The organism is Empedobacter sp. UBA7248 (assembly GCF_002472945.1).
GTDB lineage: Bacteria > Bacteroidota > Bacteroidia > Flavobacteriales > Weeksellaceae > Empedobacter > Empedobacter falsenii_C.
In genome coordinates this window covers 389,426-407,713 of sequence record NZ_DKSU01000008.1, presented here as the reverse complement: position 1 = coordinate 407,713, position 18,288 = coordinate 389,426, and the positions used below count along the sequence as shown (strand labels likewise).

Below are 18,288 nucleotides of genomic sequence, written 5' to 3'. Positions count from 1 at the left end.
ATGGATAATAGAGTACAAGGTAGAATAGAAGAAAAGCTTTCAAATGGCTTTCAATTAAAGGCTGGTCAAATTTTTGAAAAAGCTTGGAGTATTTTTTCTGGAATTGCGGGTTATGCAATTTTAGCATTGATAATTTATGCAATTACATCATGGATTATTAATATGTTAGTTGGACTTGTTTTTCCTGTTGCGCTTGATGAAGAAGAAATTCAAGCTATAGCTAATAGTGGAGATCCTGATGCGGTTATGGAAATGTATAAAGAATTACTTTTAAATTCTTCTACAATTATTTCAATGATTTTAACTAATATTTTATCTGCTGCTTTATATCCTATTTTATATAGTATTTATACAATGGCTTATAAATATGATTTTAATAAGAATCCTGAATTAAGTGATATTTTTATTCACTATAAAGATGGTAAATTCTTAAATCTTTTTCTTGTAACATTAATCGTTCAGGTCGTTAGTTATATTGCATTAGCATTATGTGTTTTACCAGTTTTTATTATTTCTACAATGTGGATGTTAGCAGTTCCATTAATTATTTTTGCTTCTGCAGATATTAAAGATGCGCTAAATTATAGTATGAAACTAGCTTTCAAAAACTTCGGAAGCTTCTTTGTTGTTTTTTGGATGTTGGTAGGTATAATTATATTAGGACTTATTTTATGTTGTATAGGTATTATTCCAGCTGTACCATTGGTATATGTTGTGATATATGTATTATACAAAGAAGTAGTTGGTTTTGATGATGAACAATCAGAAATAGACCAAATCGGAACAGATATTTACAAGGATAATCCTTACATGAAATAGATAAAAATACGGAGCAGTTGAAAATCATTTTTGGCTGCTTCATTTTTTTGTTATTAATTTTGCAGAAATTTTTTAAGAAAACAATATGTCTAAAAATCTCGTTATTGTTGAGTCCCCAGCAAAAGCTAAAACCATTCAAGGTTTTTTAGGTGATGATTTTATCGTGGAATCAAGTTTTGGTCACGTAGTCGATCTACCAAAGAAAGGAATGGGAATCGAAATCGAGAATCATTATAAGCCAATATACGAAGTAACACCTGATAAAAAGGACGTTGTAAGTAAACTAAAAAAATTGTCTTCGAAAGCCCAAACAATTTGGTTAGCATCCGATGAGGACCGCGAAGGAGAAGCAATTTCTTGGCATTTGTATAACGTTCTAGGATTAGAAAAGAAAGATACAAAACGTATTGTTTTTAATGAAATTACGAAAAAAGCGATTCAGCGCGCAGTAGAAAATCCACGTCAAATTGACGAAAATTTGGTTGATGCGCAACAAGCTCGTCGTGTTTTGGACAGATTAGTTGGTTTCGAAATGTCACCAATTTTATGGAAGAAAATCAAACCAGGTTTATCTGCAGGTCGTGTTCAATCAGTTTCTGTTCGATTAATTGTTGAACGTGAAAAAGAAATTCAAAATTTTGTTCCAGTTTCGTCATATAAATTCATTGCAATTTTCGAAACGAATGAAGGAAGAACATTAAAAGCAGTTTTAACAAAAGAATTTTCAACGTTAAAAGAAGCCGAAGATTTCTTAGAAACGTGTGTTGGAGCAGATTTTAAAGTAAATGATTTACAAAAGAAACCTGCAAAACGTACACCTTCTGCGCCGTTTACAACATCAACTTTGCAACAAGAAGCATCTCGTAAATTAGGTTTTTCAGTTTCGAGAACGATGCGTGTTGCACAACAATTATACGAATCTGGACATATCACATATATGAGAACGGATAGTGTAAATTTATCTGATGATGCATTAACAGCAGTAAAAGCTGAGATAGAATCTGCTTATGGAAACAAATATGTTGAGATAAGAAAATATAAAAATAAAAATTCATCTGCACAAGAAGCTCACGAAGCGATTCGTCCAACGCATTTCGAAAATCACTCGATTAATGCAGACGATTCAATGCGAAAATTGTACGAATTAATTTGGAAACGTACAGTTGCTTCTCAAATGGCAAATGCAGAACTGGAGCGAACTATCATTGATATTGATAACAATAAAAACAACTTTATTTTCCAAGCGAAAGGAGAAGTAATTGTGTTTGATGGTTTCTTAAAAGTATATCAAGAATCGTTTGACGACGAAGATGCAGATGATGATAAAGTGTTATTGCCAAGTGTGAAAGTTAATGAGCAATTGAAAGCAGATGAAATAAACGGTACTGAACGTTTTTCTCGTCCTGCGGCTCGTTATACAGAGGCATCTTTGGTGAAAAAATTAGAAGAATTAGGAATTGGTCGTCCGTCAACTTATGCACCAACGATTTCTACAATCCAAAATAGAGGTTATGTGGAAGTTGGTGAATTGGATGGTCAAGAACGAAAATATAATACCTTAACGTTAATCGATAATCAAATCAAAAAAGTTCAACAAAAAGAAATTTTTGGCGCTGATCGTCGCAAATTAATGCCAACTGATATCGGAATCGTGGTAAATGATTTCTTGGTTGATTATTTTACGAATGTGATGGATTACGATTTTACGGCGCGTGTCGAAAATAGTTTTGATGAAATTGCGGAAGGTAAATTGAATTGGACAAAAATGATTGATGAATTTTACACGAAATTTCATCATGTTGTAGAAGATGTACAAGAAAATGCAGATCGTGCAACTGGAGAACGCGAATTGGGAATTGATCCTGTTTCGGGAAAAAAAGTGCATGCACGTATTGGACGTTTCGGTCCGATGATTCAGATTGGTGAAGCAGAAGATGAAGAAAAACCTCGTTTTGCAAGCCTTCAAAAACATCAATCGATTCATAATATTACCTTAGAAGAGGCAATGAAATTGTTCGAATTACCAAAAACTTTAGGTGAGTATAAAGCACACGAAGTGGAGGTGAATATTGGACGTTTTGGACCTTATGTGAAATTTGATGATAAATATATTTCGATTCCGAAAGAGGAAGATCCAATGGATTTATCATTTGATCGTGCAGTAGAATTAATTGAAGAGAAATTAAAAGCTGATGCGCCGATTGCACAATACGAAGGGTATGATGTAACAAAAGGAAAAGGACGTTTTGGACCATTTATCAAATGGAATGAATGGTTTATTAATGTTCCGAAAAAATACGATTTCGATCATTTATCTCAAGCTGATATTATCGAATTGATTGAAGATAAAAAACGTAAAGAATCTGAACGTGTGGTACGCGAATGGCCAGAACAGGAAATTCGTTTGGAGAAAGCGCGTTGGGGACGTTATAATTTGATTCAAGGAAAAGTAAAAGTTGAGTTATCGAAAGAGACGAATCCAGAAGCGTTGACTTTGGCTGAGGTTGAAAAATTAATAGAAGCAGCAAAACCTAAAAAGAAAGCTGCGGCTAAAAAAGCGCCAGCAAAAAAGACAACTGCGAAGAAAACGACAACTAAAAAAACAACGACTAAAAAGTAATGTACAAAGACTTTTTAAAACCCGTTTCTGAAGAATTACAAGATTTTGCTAAATCTTGTAATTCTTTTGCGTTAGGACAAGCAATAAAATTTCGTGAAGATGTGATCGAAATCGATGAAAAATCGAACGATAAAATTGCGATTATTGGTGTGACAGAATCTCGTTCGAAACAAAAAGATTTGATCGAAGATGTAGATTTTAGCTTAGTTCGTACACAATTGTATGAGTTGCAAATGGGAAATTGGTCGATAGATTTGTACGATTTTGGTGATGTTGTTTATTATGATGATAAAGCGGAAACCGAAAAAGTTTTTAGAGAAGTTACAAACGGATTAATTCGTGATGGATATGTCGTTGTTATTTTGGGTGGAAATCCAAGTTTAGGTTATCAACAATATCGTGCGTATGACGAAATTGTTGATAAAGTTTATTACCTAACAATCGATCATAAATTACGATTAGGTAAAGATGAAGCGCAAACAACAGAAAATAATTATTTAACAAAAATTATTTCGAATGAGCCTTTCAATTTATTGGATTATACGAATATTGGTTTTCAAACATATTTTGTTGCTCAAGAAAAATTAGATTTGTTGGATCAGTTAAATTTTGATGCTGTTCGTTTGGGGGTAATTTCCGAAAATGTAAAAGAAATAGAACCTTATTCTCGAGATGCTAATGCAGCTTTGCTTAATTTATCGAGTTTGCAAGGTTCGGATTTCTCTTCTTCAAAAAATATGACGCCAAATGGATTTTCTTCGCGCGAAATTTGTGCGTTGACAAGATATTTAGGTTTCAGCAATAAATTGACTTCACTTTACGTTTGTGATTATATCGAAAATTATAAAAAATTAGATCATCTATTAATTTCGCAGATGATTTGGTATTTTATTGATGGGAAAAATCATCGTCCAGAGCTAAAAAGTTTTGATGATACACAATATTTTGAGAAAATTTTTGTTCCTACAGAAGGATACAATTATATTTTTTATCGAAATATATTAACCAATCAATTGTGGATAGAAGTTGATAACACTGTTGATGGAGAGCGAAAATTTGAAATTATTCCATGTTCAGAAAAAGATTATGAACAAGCCCTGAATGGAGAAATACCGAATAGGTGGTGGAAATATTTCAAAAAATTTTATTAAAAAATAAAGAACAATTTTAAAAATCAATCAATAAATTGCCTTAATTTGTAGCCTTATTAATTGAGAACTAAAAGTATAAAACCTGTATAAAAATAAATCTATAACAGAATGAATAGAATTTTGGTAAGTGCATTGTTGCTATCTCTTTCTTTATCATCATGTAAAATGCTGAAGAACAGAGGGAGTAGTGATAGAAATGATGGACAAATAGTTTCGAAAACATCTTCGGCTTGGACGCCAGTTCGTCCAAAGGGAATGGTTCCGATTCCGAGTGGATCGTTTGTTTTAGGACAAACCGATTACGATTTTACAAAAACAAATGATGCTCCAGTAAAAACGGTTACTGTTACAGGTTTCTTTATGGATGATACAGAGATTACAAACTCTGAGTATCAGTATTTTGTAAATTATGTAAAAGATTCTATCGCTCGTACTGCTTTGGCAAACAAGGCAGAATCATTAGGTTTTGATCCAATGAATCCAAATAATGGAGCTGGAGGTATTGGGGATTATGCATACATTTCTGGTTCACAAGATGGACAAGGAACGCCATATGACGAATATATTAAAAACAGTAATACAGGTCGTGATGGTCAATCTTTAGATGCAAAGAAATTAAATTGGAAACAGCGCTTGGAGTGGGATAAATACAAATATCCAGATGTAGATTATGCAGAGGTTATGGAAGGGTTATATTATCCACCAGAAGAGCGTATGAATGGAGAAAGACGTATTGATACACGTAAATTAAACTATTCTTATGTAACAGTTGACCAAACTGCAGCTGCAAAAAAACGTGGTACTTTCCGTGTAGATTTTCGTAAAGAATTTAGTTTAAATATCTATCCAGATACAACAGTTTGGGTAAGAGATTTCAACTATTCTTACAATGATCCAATGCACCAAGATTATTTTTGGCACAAAGCTTACGCAAATTATCCTGTTGTAGGTATTAACTGGAATCAAGCAACTGCTTTTTGTGATTTCCGTACAAGATATCATAACACAGCATTAAATAATAAAAAGAAAAGAGGAAGTCAAGTAAAAGTAATTAGCTACCGTTTACCAACAGAAATTGAGTGGGAATACGCTGCAAAAGGTGGTTTAGAAAATGCACCTTATCCTTGGGGAGGACCTTACTTGACAGATGATAGAGGTTGTTATTTAGCGAACTTCAAACCAAAACGTGGAGATTATTTAGAAATCAACGATGGTAAGAAAACAGGTTATATGTATACAGCTCCTGTAAAAACATTCCGTGCAAATGGATATGGACTTTACGATATGGCTGGTAACGTAGCTGAGTGGACAAGTTCTCCTTACAACAGATCTTCTTATACAATGTCTTCAACACTTAATCCGTCAATTACAATGTCTGGAGAAGTGAATAGAAGTGTAAGAGGAGGATCTTGGAAAGATGTTGGATACTTATTAATGACTTCAGCAAGAGATTGGGAACACAAAGATTCAGCAAGAAGTTTCATCGGATTCCGTACAGTTCAATCATTCCCAGAAGGATCAAAAGTAAATTTTAGAAAAACCAAATAACCTAATTAATAAAACAATTTAATAAAAAGCACTCTTATGGCAGTACAAGCTTCAAAACAAGAACGTCTTACAAATTTTTTGTATAATTTCTTTGCCGCAGTAGTAATTATCGGGGCATTATGTAAAATTACTCATACGAATTTAGGACCAATATCAGCCAATTTAATCTTAACAATTGGATTAGTAGCTGAAGCATTCGTTTTCTTTTATTCAGCATTCTTCGATAAACCTCAAGGAAGCTATGAATGGGAAAAAGCTTATCCAGAATTATTAAATGGAGAGCCAGTTCAAAGAAAAACTGCGGCTGTTGCAACAGCAGGAAACAATTTAACTGCTGAGTTAGACAAAGTATTAGCAGATGCAAAATTAGACAAAGAAGTTTTCGAAAGATTACGTGGTTCTTTAGATAAATTTGGTTCAGCTGTTAACGAATTAAACACAACAACATCAGCTGTTGCCTCAACAGAACAATATAGCAACGAAATTGCAAAAGCATCAACTAATATCAGCCAATTAAATGCTGTATATGCTGAACAAATCGTAAATAGCCAAAAACAAGTAGAATTAAATAAACAATTTATCGAAGAAATGCAAAAATCTTCAGGTAGTTCAGAGCAATTCTTGAAAGAAATGCAAGAACTTTCTGCTAATATTAATGCATTAAACAAAGTATACGGAGGTATGCTTTCTGCAATGAAAAACAACTAATCATTGTACGATAAATTAAACTAATTATTCATTAATTCTATAAATTATTATGGCAGGAGGTGGTAGACTAACCGGACGTCAGAAGATGATCAACCTGATGTATCTCGTGTTCATTGCAATGATGGCTTTGAACGTGGATCGTGAGGTGTTGAGATCTTTCGAAACGATAAATACTTCTTTAGAGTCAACAACGACTTTAACGAAAACAAATAACGATACCTTCTATGGTCAAATTGATCTAAAAGCGAAGGATGATCCAACTTATTCAAAAACTCAAGCTGAGGCTGCAGAAGTTAAAAAGCAAACAAATGATTTTGTTGCTTATATCGATGGATTGAAAAAAGAATTAGCTGGCGCAGATTTTATTTCTGGATCAGAAGATACAGATTACAATGCATTGTCTAATACAGAGCCTGTTGTTTCTCTATTCTTTAAAGGAAAAGGAGGTGACAAAGGAAATGAGAAAGCTCAAGAGTTTACAAACAAAATTGATGGTTTCAGAAATTTCTTAATGACTTTCGCTAAGCAAAGTCCTGATGCTAAAAATGCTGAAGCTCGTATCAACGAATTTTTTGGAACAACTCCAAAATCTAAAAAACAAAGTTGGATGCAAGAGAGATTCTATGATCAACCAATGGTTGCATCATTAACGAATTTATCTAAAATGCAAATGGATGCGCGTACAGAAGAAGGTAACTTAGTAAGAGCACTATTATCTGGTAAATTAGAAGAAAAAATCGAGTTGGATGCATTCCAAGGTTTATTCTTATCGCCAGGTGTTGTAAAAGTAGGTGACGAAGCTGTTCTTAATGTAGTTTTAGGAGCTTACGATAATTCGATCAAAGGTTCTGTTTCTACAAGTGTTGGTTCTGCTGCTGTTGTTGATGGTAAAGCATCTATTAAGTTGAATACATCTGCAGTTGGTATGCATCAATTAACAGGTAACATTACTTATGTATCGAATGGAAAAACTAAAACGGTTAATATTGCACCTTCAACTTATCAAGTTGTAGCTCAAACATTAGATAAAAAAGCTGCAGAAATTATTGAAAAAGATCCTACAGGAGGTTCTATCGTTGCAGATAATTTGCGTGTAGTTTACCGTGGAGTAACTAACCCTATTTCAGCTACAATCAACGGAGCAAACGGACCTGTTAGTTTAAGCGCTTCTTCTGGAAGTCCTTCTGGAGCAGGTGCTAACAAATGGAATTACACACCTGGAGGAGGAAACGAAGTGGTGTTTACGGCATCTGCAAGAGCAAGTTCTGGTAAAACATTATCAGTTCGCGAAACATTCCGTATCAAACCAGTTCCACCAGCACGTGGTGTAATTCTAGGAAATACAAGTCCAGCTATTCCAGATAATGGAATTGCAGCACAAACAATTCGTGTAGATTGGCCAGATTTCTTATTCCCAATTTCGGGAGAAGTAACATCTTTCAATGTAAGAGTACCAGGTCAAGCAACAGTACGTGTTTCTGGAAATAAAATGTCAGGAGCGGCTGGAGCAATTTCGAAAGCGAAAAAAGGCGATGTAATTGGTGTTTTCGATATTAAATATCGTACAAATTCAGGAGCAACTGGAGAAGCATCATCTATCGCAATTCAAGTACAATAATTTAAAAAGTAAAAATTTAAAATATGAAGTATCTTTTGTTTGGTTTAATGAGTTTTTTCTCAACTCTTACAATGGCGCAAAATGTTCTTAACGCTGTTTCGCCTGAACAGTTAAGAAAAGACCGCGAAAATAAAACAAGAGTTGATGAAGCTGGAGATACAGTAAGTACGGCTCAAGATCCTATGAAATATGGCTTTATCGAAGATAAAGATGTTTTATGGTCGAAAGTTGTATGGGAAGTAATTGATTTGAATGAGCGTCTAAATCAACCTTATTATAGATCTGGTGATGAGTTAGTGCAAAATTCTAAATCTTTATACGATGTATTGGTTGACGGAGTTCGTAGCAAAAAGATTAGAGAAGTTTACGACGATGAGTATTTTCAAACTAAAATGAGTTATGAGCAAATTATGGCTCGTAATGAGAAGAAAGATACACAACAGTATTACTACGATATGAAAGCTGCTGGAGAAACTCCTGACGAAGCTGCTATTTTTAATTATAAAATTAAATCTGACGATATCAAAATGGTAAAAACGAAAGGTCTTTGGTACATTGATCGTCGTTTAGGAGAATTAAAATATCGTTTGTTAGGTTTAGCAATTATGGGACCTGATGCGCAATCTTTAGGGACTGAGTTTGCTGACGGAGCTTTTGTAGATTTATTCTGGATTTGGTATCCAGATGCTCGGAATGTTTTGGTGAATGCAACGGTATTCAATCCAAGCAATTCAAATTCAGCAATTACATATGATGAGATGTTAAATGCACGTAGATTTAGTTCTATTATTTACAAAGCTCAAACAATGTATGGAACGAAAATGATTGATGATTACATTCCAAATGATGCGAAAGGTCAATTAGAAGAACATCACAAAATTAGAAATTCTATCATTCAGTCAGAAGCTGATATGTGGAATTACTAATCAGAATACAAAACAAAAAATCCAGTCATTTGACTGGATTTTTTGTTATAACTTTAGTTCAAATTAAATAAAAGCCATGAAAAATATTTTATTATTATCATTATTTATAATATCGATTAATAGTTTTGGACAACAAAACGGAATTAAAGAATCGTTTCAGAAATCAACAACAAAATTGGATGAAAGCTCAGATAGAAAGACTTTAAAAGAGTTTGTAGAGAGCATTTATATTAATTCATTAAATACTTTTGAAGGAGAGAAGCCATCGATAAATATTGATGAGCTTAGTGTGCAGATAAAAAGAAACTCTGGTAAATTTGAATCGATGAAATTGAAAGATTTGAATGATATTTCTGTAGGTCAATTAAAATCTTTTGAGTATAAAAAAGATAAAACAATCGAAGCTCTTTACGGAAGAAGAGGCGAATTATTTGGAATGGTTATGATAGAATTAAAATAAATAAAATCCAGTCAATCGACTGGATTTTTTTGTTTATATATTTATAAGAATTTAACTTTCTAAAACCTAAAACCTAAAACCTAAAACCTAAAACCTAAAACCTAAAACCTAAAATCTAATTTGCATCTCCTTTTTCAATTCCTTCCTCTATTTTTTCTTCAACTTCAACCTTTTCTTTTTGATCCAATATCATTTCTCCCGAATCATCATCACTACGTAAAACAACTTTAATACTAATAGGAAAATGATCCGAACCAATATTTGGTTCTCGTATCATATCAATTAATCGAAATTGAGAACTCAAAAAATAATGATCCAAAGGCCAACGTAAGAACCAATGATGCGCATGAAAAGTATTGAACATTCCACGACCACGACGAGGATCTAAAAGTTGCGAAGTTTTCAAAAATAAACGTGTTGTTCTGCTCCACGCAACATCATTCAAATCTCCAAAAACAATACACGCTTTCCCATATTCTTTCGCTTGTTTTCCAATAATCAAAATCTCAGCATCGCGTTCAGCACTTTCTTCATTTTCTTGCGGAACTGGTGGAGTTGGATGTAAACCATACAAACGCACAATTTGATTATTATATTCGATATCAGCAATGATTGAAGGGATTTCTGTGCTGATTAAATAATTAATTTTTTGGTATTTTATAGGTAATTTAGAGTAAAACAATAATCCATAAGTATTTTCTAACGGAACTTCTATTTTGTACTCAAAATCGTTTGTAGCTTCTTTTATTTGTTCCATCCATTCGTTGTTCGTTTCTAATAAAAAAATGATATCAGGATTTCTTTTCTTAATTAATTCAACCAAATTTTGATATTTCGTATTGTCTTGCAAAACATTATAAACAAGTAAATCAAGCGGTTTTTCATTTGGTTTTAAGGATACTTGTTCAATCATTTTTTTACCAAATAGAGAATAAGGAATAATGACCCAAAGTAAATAAATTGAAGTAAAAATTAAGCAAATAAATAGACTTATTGTAATTGAAGTTTTTGGTACAAAAATGAATAAAATACAAGTTGCAATTACCAAAGCAAATTTTTGAAATCGCGGATAATCAAAAACTCTAACCGTCCAATGTGTATGTTTGATGAATGGAATAATGACGGAAAGGATAATTAGGCAAGAAATTATGGTATAGAATATTTGCATAAAATGGTTGATTTTAAGAATAAAGATAAGTAAAACCGAAACATTATTTACCTTTGTAATCAAATTTTAGAAATTGAAAAAAGTAGAATATATCATCGTTGGTCAAGGTGTTGCAGGGAGTTGTATGGCGATGAAATTGTTGAAAGAAAATAAATCTTTTGTGGTAATTGATAATCATTTTCACAAAGCATCGGCTATTGCTGCTGGAATTTTTAATCCTGTTGTGCTAAAACGATTTTCAATTGTTTGGAATGCGACAAAACAAATCGAAAGATTACGCGAGGTTTTTGGTAATTTTGAACAATTATTAAACAAAAAATATATCTACAATTTTCCAGTTTATAGAATTTTTAATGACGAACAAGAGAAAAAAACGTGGCTGAAAAAAGCGATGACTCATCCAGATTTGATTGATTATTTAGCAACAGATACAGAACAATTGAATGATTTTTCTTCGATTAATTCTCCTATTGGTTCTGGTGAAGTTTTGCACACAGGTCGTGTCGATTTGACAAATCTTTTGGCTGATTTTAAAGATTATTTAGTCGAAAATGATTTGTTCCTTGATGAGACTTTTGATTTCGCAGAATTAAAATTAAATGATAATCAAACGAACTACAAAAATATCGAAGCAACTAAAATAATTTTTGCTGAAGGTTATAATATTTTGAACAATCCTTATTTCAAAAAATTACCTGTAATTGGTGTAAAAGGCGAAGTGTTGAAAATTAAAACAGATGCAATTTTACCCGAAGCTGTTGTGAAAGGAAAAGAATTTTTGATGCCTTTAGAAAATAATCAATATTTTGTTGGTGCAACTTACGATCGCGATCATGTGAATTATGAAAACACTGAAGAAGCTAAGAAATATTTGGTTGAAGGTGTCCAGAATTTTTTCAAAGATGATTTTGAAGTTGTGGAACAACATGCGTCAATTCGTCCAACGGTTGTCGATCGTCGTCCGATTATTGGAGCGCATCCAACGCATCAACAATTGATTTGTCTAAATGGAATGGGAACGCGTGGAACAATGTTGGCGCCTGTGATGGTGGATGATTTGTACGATTTTTTAGAAAATAATCAACCGATTGATAAAGAAGCGGACATTGCACGTTTCTATGATCGATTTTAAACCATTTTTGAATGAAAAATTTTAACATAAAAATATTCGCAATTCAACTCGTAGCAAGCGTTTTGTTATTCTTAGGAATTCAACAATTTTACGTTTTGGCAGAATTAGATTTGATTGAATTAGTTCATTCAATGGGAAAAGAGAATTTTGCTTTTTTGGTCAGAAAAAGTGACGAATTCGGAATCAGCGAAAAATTGAAACATTTAGCTACAATGAAAACTATTTTGAGTTTTGTAGGAATTGTTTTGGCATATGTTTTATGTTCAGTGATTAATCACAAACGCAATTACGATTGGAAAATAGCTGTAACGATAGTAATATTGTGTTTTTTAGTTTTTCAATTCAGATTAATCAATCTTCCAATTAATTTTATTGCAACCAAAAATCTTGCTCTAGCTTATTTTGTGCCAGCAATTTTTTCGATTCTGATCAGTTTTGTATTATTTTTTTTCAGTTACAAAATAAAGGTTAAGAATTAATTTATTTCAGTAAACTCGCAATTAAGTTAGAAACGCCATGAATGAAAAAACTTGGTAAATCAGTCGATTTATTTGGGTTAGAAATATCATAATTCACTTTTCCAAAATTTGGATTGTTTAGATCGATTTTTCTGTTAGAAGGAATTAGTTTTAAATCTTTTTCAAGATTTGTTTTATAAACAAAACGATTAAATTGATTAAAATTAGTTGTTTGTTTACTATTCAAAGAATCAATTTTTAAAGTGTAATTTTGAGAAAATGATGATGTCGCCATCATAACTAAAGAGAATAATGCAATATATATTTTCATAATAACTTCTTTATTTTTAGATAAATATACATGATTACTAGAATTTATTTTTATTTTTTTTAGTTATCTTACAAAACCTTAAAGTGTTAAGTTTTCATCTAACAAAAAACATTGTATTTTTGCAAAATGTTATTAGTACAAAATTTAGGAGTTTATTTTGCGGGTAGATATTTATTCGAAAACGTTTCGTTCCGCATCAACAAAGGAAACCGTGTTGGTTTGGTAGGAAAAAATGGAGCAGGAAAATCTACTTTGCTTAAAATTTTAGCCAAAAGTCAGCAATCTTCAGAAGGTGAAGTTGTTTACGAAGGCGACGTTACAATCGGATATTTATCGCAAGATATTGATTTTGTACAAGGAAGAACGGTTTGGCAAGAAGCGGATTCTGCTTTTGAGCAATTGGTTGAAATTCAGGAGCGTATCGATTTTGTAAACAAAGAATTAGCCGAAAGAACAGATTACGAATCAGATGAATACGGAAAATTAATCGAAGATATTTCACATTTTACTGAACGTTTCGGTCTTTTAGGCGGTTACACAAAAGATGCTGAAATCGAGCAAATTTTAATTGGTTTAGGATTTAAAAATTCAGATTTTCATCGTCCAACAGAAGAGTTTTCTGGAGGTTGGAGAATGCGAATTGAATTGGCAAAACTCTTGTTGCAAAAACATGATGTAATGCTTTTAGATGAGCCTACCAACCATTTGGATATCGATTCGATTGTTTGGTTAGAAGATTTCTTGAAAGATTATCCTGGGGCTGTTGTGTTGGTTTCTCACGACCGTCAATTTTTGGATAATGTAACCAATCGTACCATCGAAATTGCGAATCGTCATATCTCAGATTTCAAGGCGAATTATACGCGTTATTTGGAATTACGTGAAGATCGTCGCGAGAAATTAGAACAAGCGCAGAAAAATCAGGAGCAAATGATTAAGCACACGGAAGATTTGATTTCTAAATTCCGTGCAAAAGCAAACAAAGCTTCGATGGCGCAATCATTAATCAAAAAATTAGATAAAATAGATCGCATCGAAATCGAAAATGATGATGTTACAAAGATGAATATCCGTTTTGTGGACGCTGTTCAGCCAGGTAAAATTATTTTCGAGTTAGATGATGTTGGGGTTGCTTTTGGTGACCACCAAGTTTTTGATCATGTTTCGTTTTATGTAAATCGTGGAGAAAAAGTAGCGTTTGTTGGTCAAAATGGTCAAGGAAAAACGACTTTATCGCGTGCGATTATCAACGAACAAGAGCATTCAGGTAAAATAAAACATGGACATAATGTAGAAATCGGATATTTTGCTCAAAATCAAGCACATGTTTTGAATGATAAATTAACGGTTTTGGAAGAAGCAGAAAATTCTGCAACAGAAGAAACACGTAAACATGTTCGCGATTATTTAGGAGCATTTATGTTTGGTGGCGAAGCGGTAGAGAAAAAAGTTTCGGTTCTTTCGGGAGGTGAGCGAAATCGTTTGGCGTTGTGTAAATTATTGTTGCGTCCATTCAATGTATTAATCATGGATGAGCCGACAAATCACTTGGATATTGTATCAAAAGAATTGTTGAAAAAAGCTTTACAAAAATATTCAGGAACATTAATTTTAGTTTCTCACGACCGTGAATTTTTAGAAGGTTTAGTGGATAAAGTTTTCGATTTCCGTAATGGTCAAGTGAAAGAATATCTTTCTGGAATTGATGATTATTTAGCACAAATTAAAGCGGGAAGTTTCCGTGAAGTGGAGAAAGGGAATAGTTTGGCTGCACCAAAAGAAGAGAAGCCGATTGAGGTTAAAATAGAACAAGCGAAACGAGTTTTATCTTTTGAGGAAGAAAAAGAACAAAAACGCCTTAAAAATAGATTGTCAAGAATAGAAACGGAGATTTCTGATTTAGAGACGAAGATTGCCGATTTAGAAAATAGATTGCATTCAGGTTCTCAAACGCAACAAGAATTGGATAAATATTCGAATCTGAAAAATGATTTAGATAAGAAAATGTTAGAGTGGGAGGAGGTTTCTGAACAAATTATCTAACGAAAGAAATAGAATAAAAAGTGCTACAATTTGTAGCACTTTTTTTGTACATTCTATTTTTTAGAATAAGACAAAATGCATAAACAATCTTTTGCTGCAATTATATCAGAACAACCAAAAACATTAATTCTTGGCTCTTTGCCTGGAGATTTATCGTTAGAAGTTAATCAATATTATGGGCATCCACGTAATCGATTTTGGAAAATGATGTTTGAGATTTTCGAGACAGAATTTTCAGAAGATTATGAAATAAGAAAACAACTTATCTTACAAAATAAGTTAGCGCTTTGGGATGTTGCACATTCTGCTGAACGAAAAGGAAGCATGGATGTGGACATGAAAAATGTTTCGCCAAATCAAATTGATGAATTGTTGAATGAACATCCTACAATCGAGAAAATAATTTTCAATGGAAAGAAAGCAGAGCAATTATTTTGGAAATATTTTGATGAAAAAACATCCATAGAGTATATTTCTTTGCCAAGTACAAGTCCAGCAAATGCTCAATTTTCTTACGAACGATTGCTTGAAATTTGGAAAAAAGCAATTATTTAAGATGAATTTTTCATGTTCAAAATAATTTAATCGAAGAAAAGTAAAATTATTTTAGTGCTTAAAAATATTATGATGAGAAACTTAGCTTTTGATGTAAAATAATTATGAAAAAAATGTTTCCTAAAAGTTTTGTAATTCAAAAAGCTGTTCTATATTTGCACTCACAATCGCGGGAATAGCTCAATTGGTAGAGCGTCAGCCTTCCAAGCTGAATGTTGCGAGTTCGAGTCTCGTTTCCCGCTCAACTTCTTTCTTAGAAGTGGATGCCTTGGTGGTGGAATTGGTAGACACGCAGGACTTAAAATCCTGTGTCCATTAGGACGTGCGGGTTCAAGTCCCGCCTGAGGTACAACAAAGCTCAAGAATTTATTTTCTTGGGCTTTTTTATTTTATATTTATAGTTAAATTTAAAATTTTTAATATGAATAAAAGTATTTTAATCTTATTAGTACTTATTTTTAATTTTGGATGTACATCAAATAATCATAAGAATTATTTTGAATTTGATAATATAGAATATTATAGATTAGATTCTAACTATATCGAACTATCTAAAAATATAAAAGTAATTGAAGATAAGGATTCTTTAAAAATAGAAAATTTTGAATTCAATATTATTCATGGATATAAACCTAATGGTATATCTGATAAAAATTTTCAAGAAAAGTTGTTACAAATAGGATATTTAAAAAAAACTATAGAACCAAAATATTACAATGAAATCAATTCTATTTTTAGTGAAAAGAAAGTTGTTGATTCATATTCTATGGGATGTATACCTTGGTTTAGAGATATTTTAATTTTTAAAAATAAAGGAAATATATCAGGTATTGCTAAGATATGTTTTGAATGTAGGCAAAGTATTATTCGTGGTACTATTAAAAATGTAGAAGATTTTGGGCAAGATGGAGATTTTGAAAAACTTAGTAAAATATTAATCGAAAAAAATGAATAAAAAACCACCTAAATAACTTTAGATGGTTTTTGAAATTATAAGTTGTAATAAATTACTTATTCATAGAGATTAAAAACTCTTCGTTAGAGCGCGTATGTTTGATACGATCGTGTAAGAATTCCATCGCTTCTACAGGATTCATATCCGATAAGTGGTTGCGAAGAACCCACATCAATTGTTGCGTTTTGTCGTCTAATAACAAATCATCTTTACGCGTAGAAGAACTTACTAAATCAATCGCAGGGAAAATACGTTTATTCGAAATCTTACGATCCAATTGTAATTCCATGTTTCCTGTTCCTTTAAATTCCTCGAAAATAACTTCATCCATCTTAGAGCCTGTATCAATCAAAGCAGTTGCAATAATTGTTAAGGAACCTCCATTTTCGATATTACGAGCCGCTCCAAAGAAACGTTTTGGTTTGTGCAATGCATTTGCATCAACACCACCCGACAATACTTTACCAGAAGCTGGTGAAACAGTGTTGTAAGCACGTGCCAAACGTGTAATAGAATCTAAAAGAATCACAACATCGTGTCCACATTCTACCATACGTTTCGCTTTCTCTAAAACGATATTCGCAACTTTTACATGGCGATTTGCTTCCTCATCAAACGTAGACGCAATAACCTCTCCGTTTACCGAACGTTTCATATCTGTTACCTCTTCCGGACGCTCATCGATTAATAAAACAATCAAATAAACTTCAGGGTGATTTTGTGCAATTCCATTCGCAATATCCTTCAATAACGTTGTTTTACCCGTTTTTGGTGGCGCCACAATCATTCCACGTTGACCTTTACCTATTGGTGTAAATAAGTCAATCACGCGATTTGATAAAGATTTAGAATTACTTAAATTGAATTTCTCGTTAGGGAAAAGAGGAGTTAAATGCTCAAAAGCAATACGATCACGTACATAATCTGGCGTACGACCGTTGATTTCTTTGATTTTGATTAAAGGAAAATATTTTTCACCTTCTTTTGGAGGACGAACTTCTCCTGTAATTGTATCTCCCGTTTTTAATCCAAATAATCTAATTTGAGATTGAGAAACATACACATCATCAGGCGAAGACAAATAATTAAAATCAGATGAACGTAAAAAACCATAATTATTATCTGGTAAAATCTCTAAAACACCTTCAGTTTCAATAATTCCATCAAATTCATAATTCGCAGCGCGATATTTATTTTTTTGATTTTGATTGTTGTGGTGATTATTTTGTTGAGATTGATCGTTTTGATTACGATTATCAGATTGATTATTTTTCTTCTGATTCTGATTATTTTGGTTATTCTTTTTCAGATCTTGGCTTTTGTTCGCACGTTCCTGAAATTTATTAACGCGAGGATTATTTTCTTCTTTTTTTTCTGTAGAAGTATTTTCAACTTTTTCAGTTTTTACTTCTTCTACAACAGCCTCTTTTTGTTGAACTTCTCCTTCTGAATTCTGAACTCGTTTGCGTTTCGGTTTCTTTTCTTCTGTAGGTAGATTTTCAGCTTTATCTTTTTTAGCAGGTTTTGCATCAGCTTTAGTTTCAGCTTTTTCCTCAACCTTTGGTTGGTTGTTGATAAAACCTAAAACAGCGTCTAACAATTCGCCTTTTTTTAATTTCTTATACCCATCGATTTTCAGTTGCTCTGCAACTTGTTGTAAATCTGGTAATTTGAATGATTTTAATTCTTCGATATCAAACATAATCCTATAATGAAGGTATTAATGTGTTTATATTTTTTTATTCAATAAAGTAATTGGGAATCATAACAATAGAATTGTTATAAAGCGTATAAAT

At 32.4% G+C, this 18,288-nt stretch carries 16 protein-coding genes and 2 tRNA genes; 15 read left to right on the top strand and 3 right to left on the bottom strand.

The features are described from left to right. From B4A23_RS08950 to B4A23_RS08915, 8 genes are all read left to right on the top strand, one after another. Window positions 1-819, top strand: a complete 819-nt coding sequence (locus B4A23_RS08950; protein WP_291119150.1) for a hypothetical protein — start codon at window positions 1-3, stop codon at window positions 817-819. 85 nt (window positions 820-904) lie between these two features. Further along, complete coding sequence (gene topA / locus B4A23_RS08945) at window positions 905-3,439, top strand: type I DNA topoisomerase (protein ID WP_291119147.1); 2,535 nt, start codon at window positions 905-907, stop codon at window positions 3,437-3,439. Then, complete coding sequence (locus B4A23_RS08940) at window positions 3,439-4,590, top strand: hypothetical protein (protein ID WP_291119144.1); 1,152 nt, start codon at window positions 3,439-3,441, stop codon at window positions 4,588-4,590. Before topA ends, B4A23_RS08940 begins: the two co-directional genes overlap by 1 nt. Before the next feature lie 108 nt (window positions 4,591-4,698). Continuing rightward, window positions 4,699-6,138, top strand: coding sequence for a gliding motility lipoprotein GldK (gene gldK / locus B4A23_RS08935; RefSeq protein ID WP_280045239.1), 1,440 nt, complete (start codon window positions 4,699-4,701; stop codon window positions 6,136-6,138). A gap of 36 nt (window positions 6,139-6,174) precedes the next feature. Continuing rightward, complete coding sequence (gene gldL, locus B4A23_RS08930) at window positions 6,175-6,846, top strand: gliding motility protein GldL (RefSeq protein ID WP_125349619.1); 672 nt, start codon at window positions 6,175-6,177, stop codon at window positions 6,844-6,846. Between the two features lie 49 nt (window positions 6,847-6,895). Further along, on the top strand, window positions 6,896-8,464 hold the full coding sequence (locus tag B4A23_RS08925) for a GldM family protein (protein WP_291119136.1): 1,569 nt from the start codon (window positions 6,896-6,898) through the stop codon (window positions 8,462-8,464). A 23-nt stretch (window positions 8,465-8,487) separates the two neighbouring features. Beyond that, window positions 8,488-9,390 carry a gliding motility protein GldN gene (gene gldN / locus B4A23_RS08920; RefSeq protein ID WP_038332933.1) on the top strand — a complete coding sequence of 301 codons (903 nt, stop codon included), beginning with the start codon at window positions 8,488-8,490 and terminating at the stop codon, window positions 9,388-9,390. 76 nt (window positions 9,391-9,466) lie between these two features. Then, window positions 9,467-9,850: a hypothetical protein gene (locus tag B4A23_RS08915; RefSeq protein WP_286484919.1), complete on the top strand. Its 384-nt coding sequence runs from the start codon at window positions 9,467-9,469 to the stop codon at window positions 9,848-9,850. Window positions 9,851-9,965: 115 nt separating this feature from the next. Here B4A23_RS08915 and B4A23_RS08910 read toward each other — a convergent pair whose 3' ends face one another. Further along, entirely contained in the window at window positions 9,966-10,763 is a 798-nt protein-coding gene (locus B4A23_RS08910; protein WP_291119132.1) for an endonuclease/exonuclease/phosphatase family protein, read from the bottom strand. 328 nt (window positions 10,764-11,091) lie between these two features. Here B4A23_RS08910 and B4A23_RS08905 point away from each other — a divergent pair, with 328 nt between their 5' ends. Then, window positions 11,092-12,150 (top strand): NAD(P)/FAD-dependent oxidoreductase, encoded by a 1,059-nt coding sequence (locus B4A23_RS08905; RefSeq protein WP_291119130.1) that lies wholly within the window; start codon window positions 11,092-11,094, stop codon window positions 12,148-12,150. Window positions 12,151-12,161: 11 nt separating this feature from the next. After that, the gene (locus B4A23_RS08900; protein WP_291119127.1) at window positions 12,162-12,629 is read left to right on the top strand and encodes a hypothetical protein; all 468 of its coding nucleotides are present in this window, start codon (window positions 12,162-12,164) and stop codon (window positions 12,627-12,629) included. Window position 12,630: 1 nt separating this feature from the next. Here the strand turns inward: B4A23_RS08900 and B4A23_RS08895 are convergent, their stop codons facing one another. Beyond that, the gene (locus B4A23_RS08895; protein ID WP_291119124.1) at window positions 12,631-12,939 is read right to left on the bottom strand and encodes a hypothetical protein; all 309 of its coding nucleotides are present in this window, start codon (window positions 12,937-12,939) and stop codon (window positions 12,631-12,633) included. Between the two features lie 126 nt (window positions 12,940-13,065). Between B4A23_RS08895 and B4A23_RS08890 the strand changes: the two genes are divergently transcribed. The 5 genes from B4A23_RS08890 (at window position 13,066) to B4A23_RS08870 (ending at window position 16,492) form a co-directional block, all read left to right on the top strand. Beyond that, window positions 13,066-14,982 (top strand): ABC-F family ATP-binding cassette domain-containing protein, encoded by a 1,917-nt coding sequence (locus B4A23_RS08890; protein WP_291119121.1) that lies wholly within the window; start codon window positions 13,066-13,068, stop codon window positions 14,980-14,982. 75 nt (window positions 14,983-15,057) lie between these two features. Next, the gene (locus B4A23_RS08885; RefSeq protein WP_291119118.1) at window positions 15,058-15,537 is read left to right on the top strand and encodes a DNA-deoxyinosine glycosylase; all 480 of its coding nucleotides are present in this window, start codon (window positions 15,058-15,060) and stop codon (window positions 15,535-15,537) included. Between the two features lie 169 nt (window positions 15,538-15,706). Further along, window positions 15,707-15,779, top strand: a tRNA-Gly gene (locus B4A23_RS08880). A gap of 23 nt (window positions 15,780-15,802) precedes the next feature. Continuing rightward, window positions 15,803-15,886 (top strand) — tRNA-Leu (locus tag B4A23_RS08875). Window positions 15,887-15,958: 72 nt separating this feature from the next. Beyond that, the gene (locus B4A23_RS08870; RefSeq protein ID WP_280062442.1) at window positions 15,959-16,492 is read left to right on the top strand and encodes a hypothetical protein; all 534 of its coding nucleotides are present in this window, start codon (window positions 15,959-15,961) and stop codon (window positions 16,490-16,492) included. Between the two features lie 52 nt (window positions 16,493-16,544). Here the strand turns inward: B4A23_RS08870 and rho are convergent, their stop codons facing one another. Beyond that, complete coding sequence (gene rho, locus B4A23_RS08865) at window positions 16,545-18,194, bottom strand: transcription termination factor Rho (protein WP_180905125.1); 1,650 nt, start codon at window positions 18,192-18,194, stop codon at window positions 16,545-16,547. Between the last annotated feature and the right edge of the window lie 94 nt (window positions 18,195-18,288).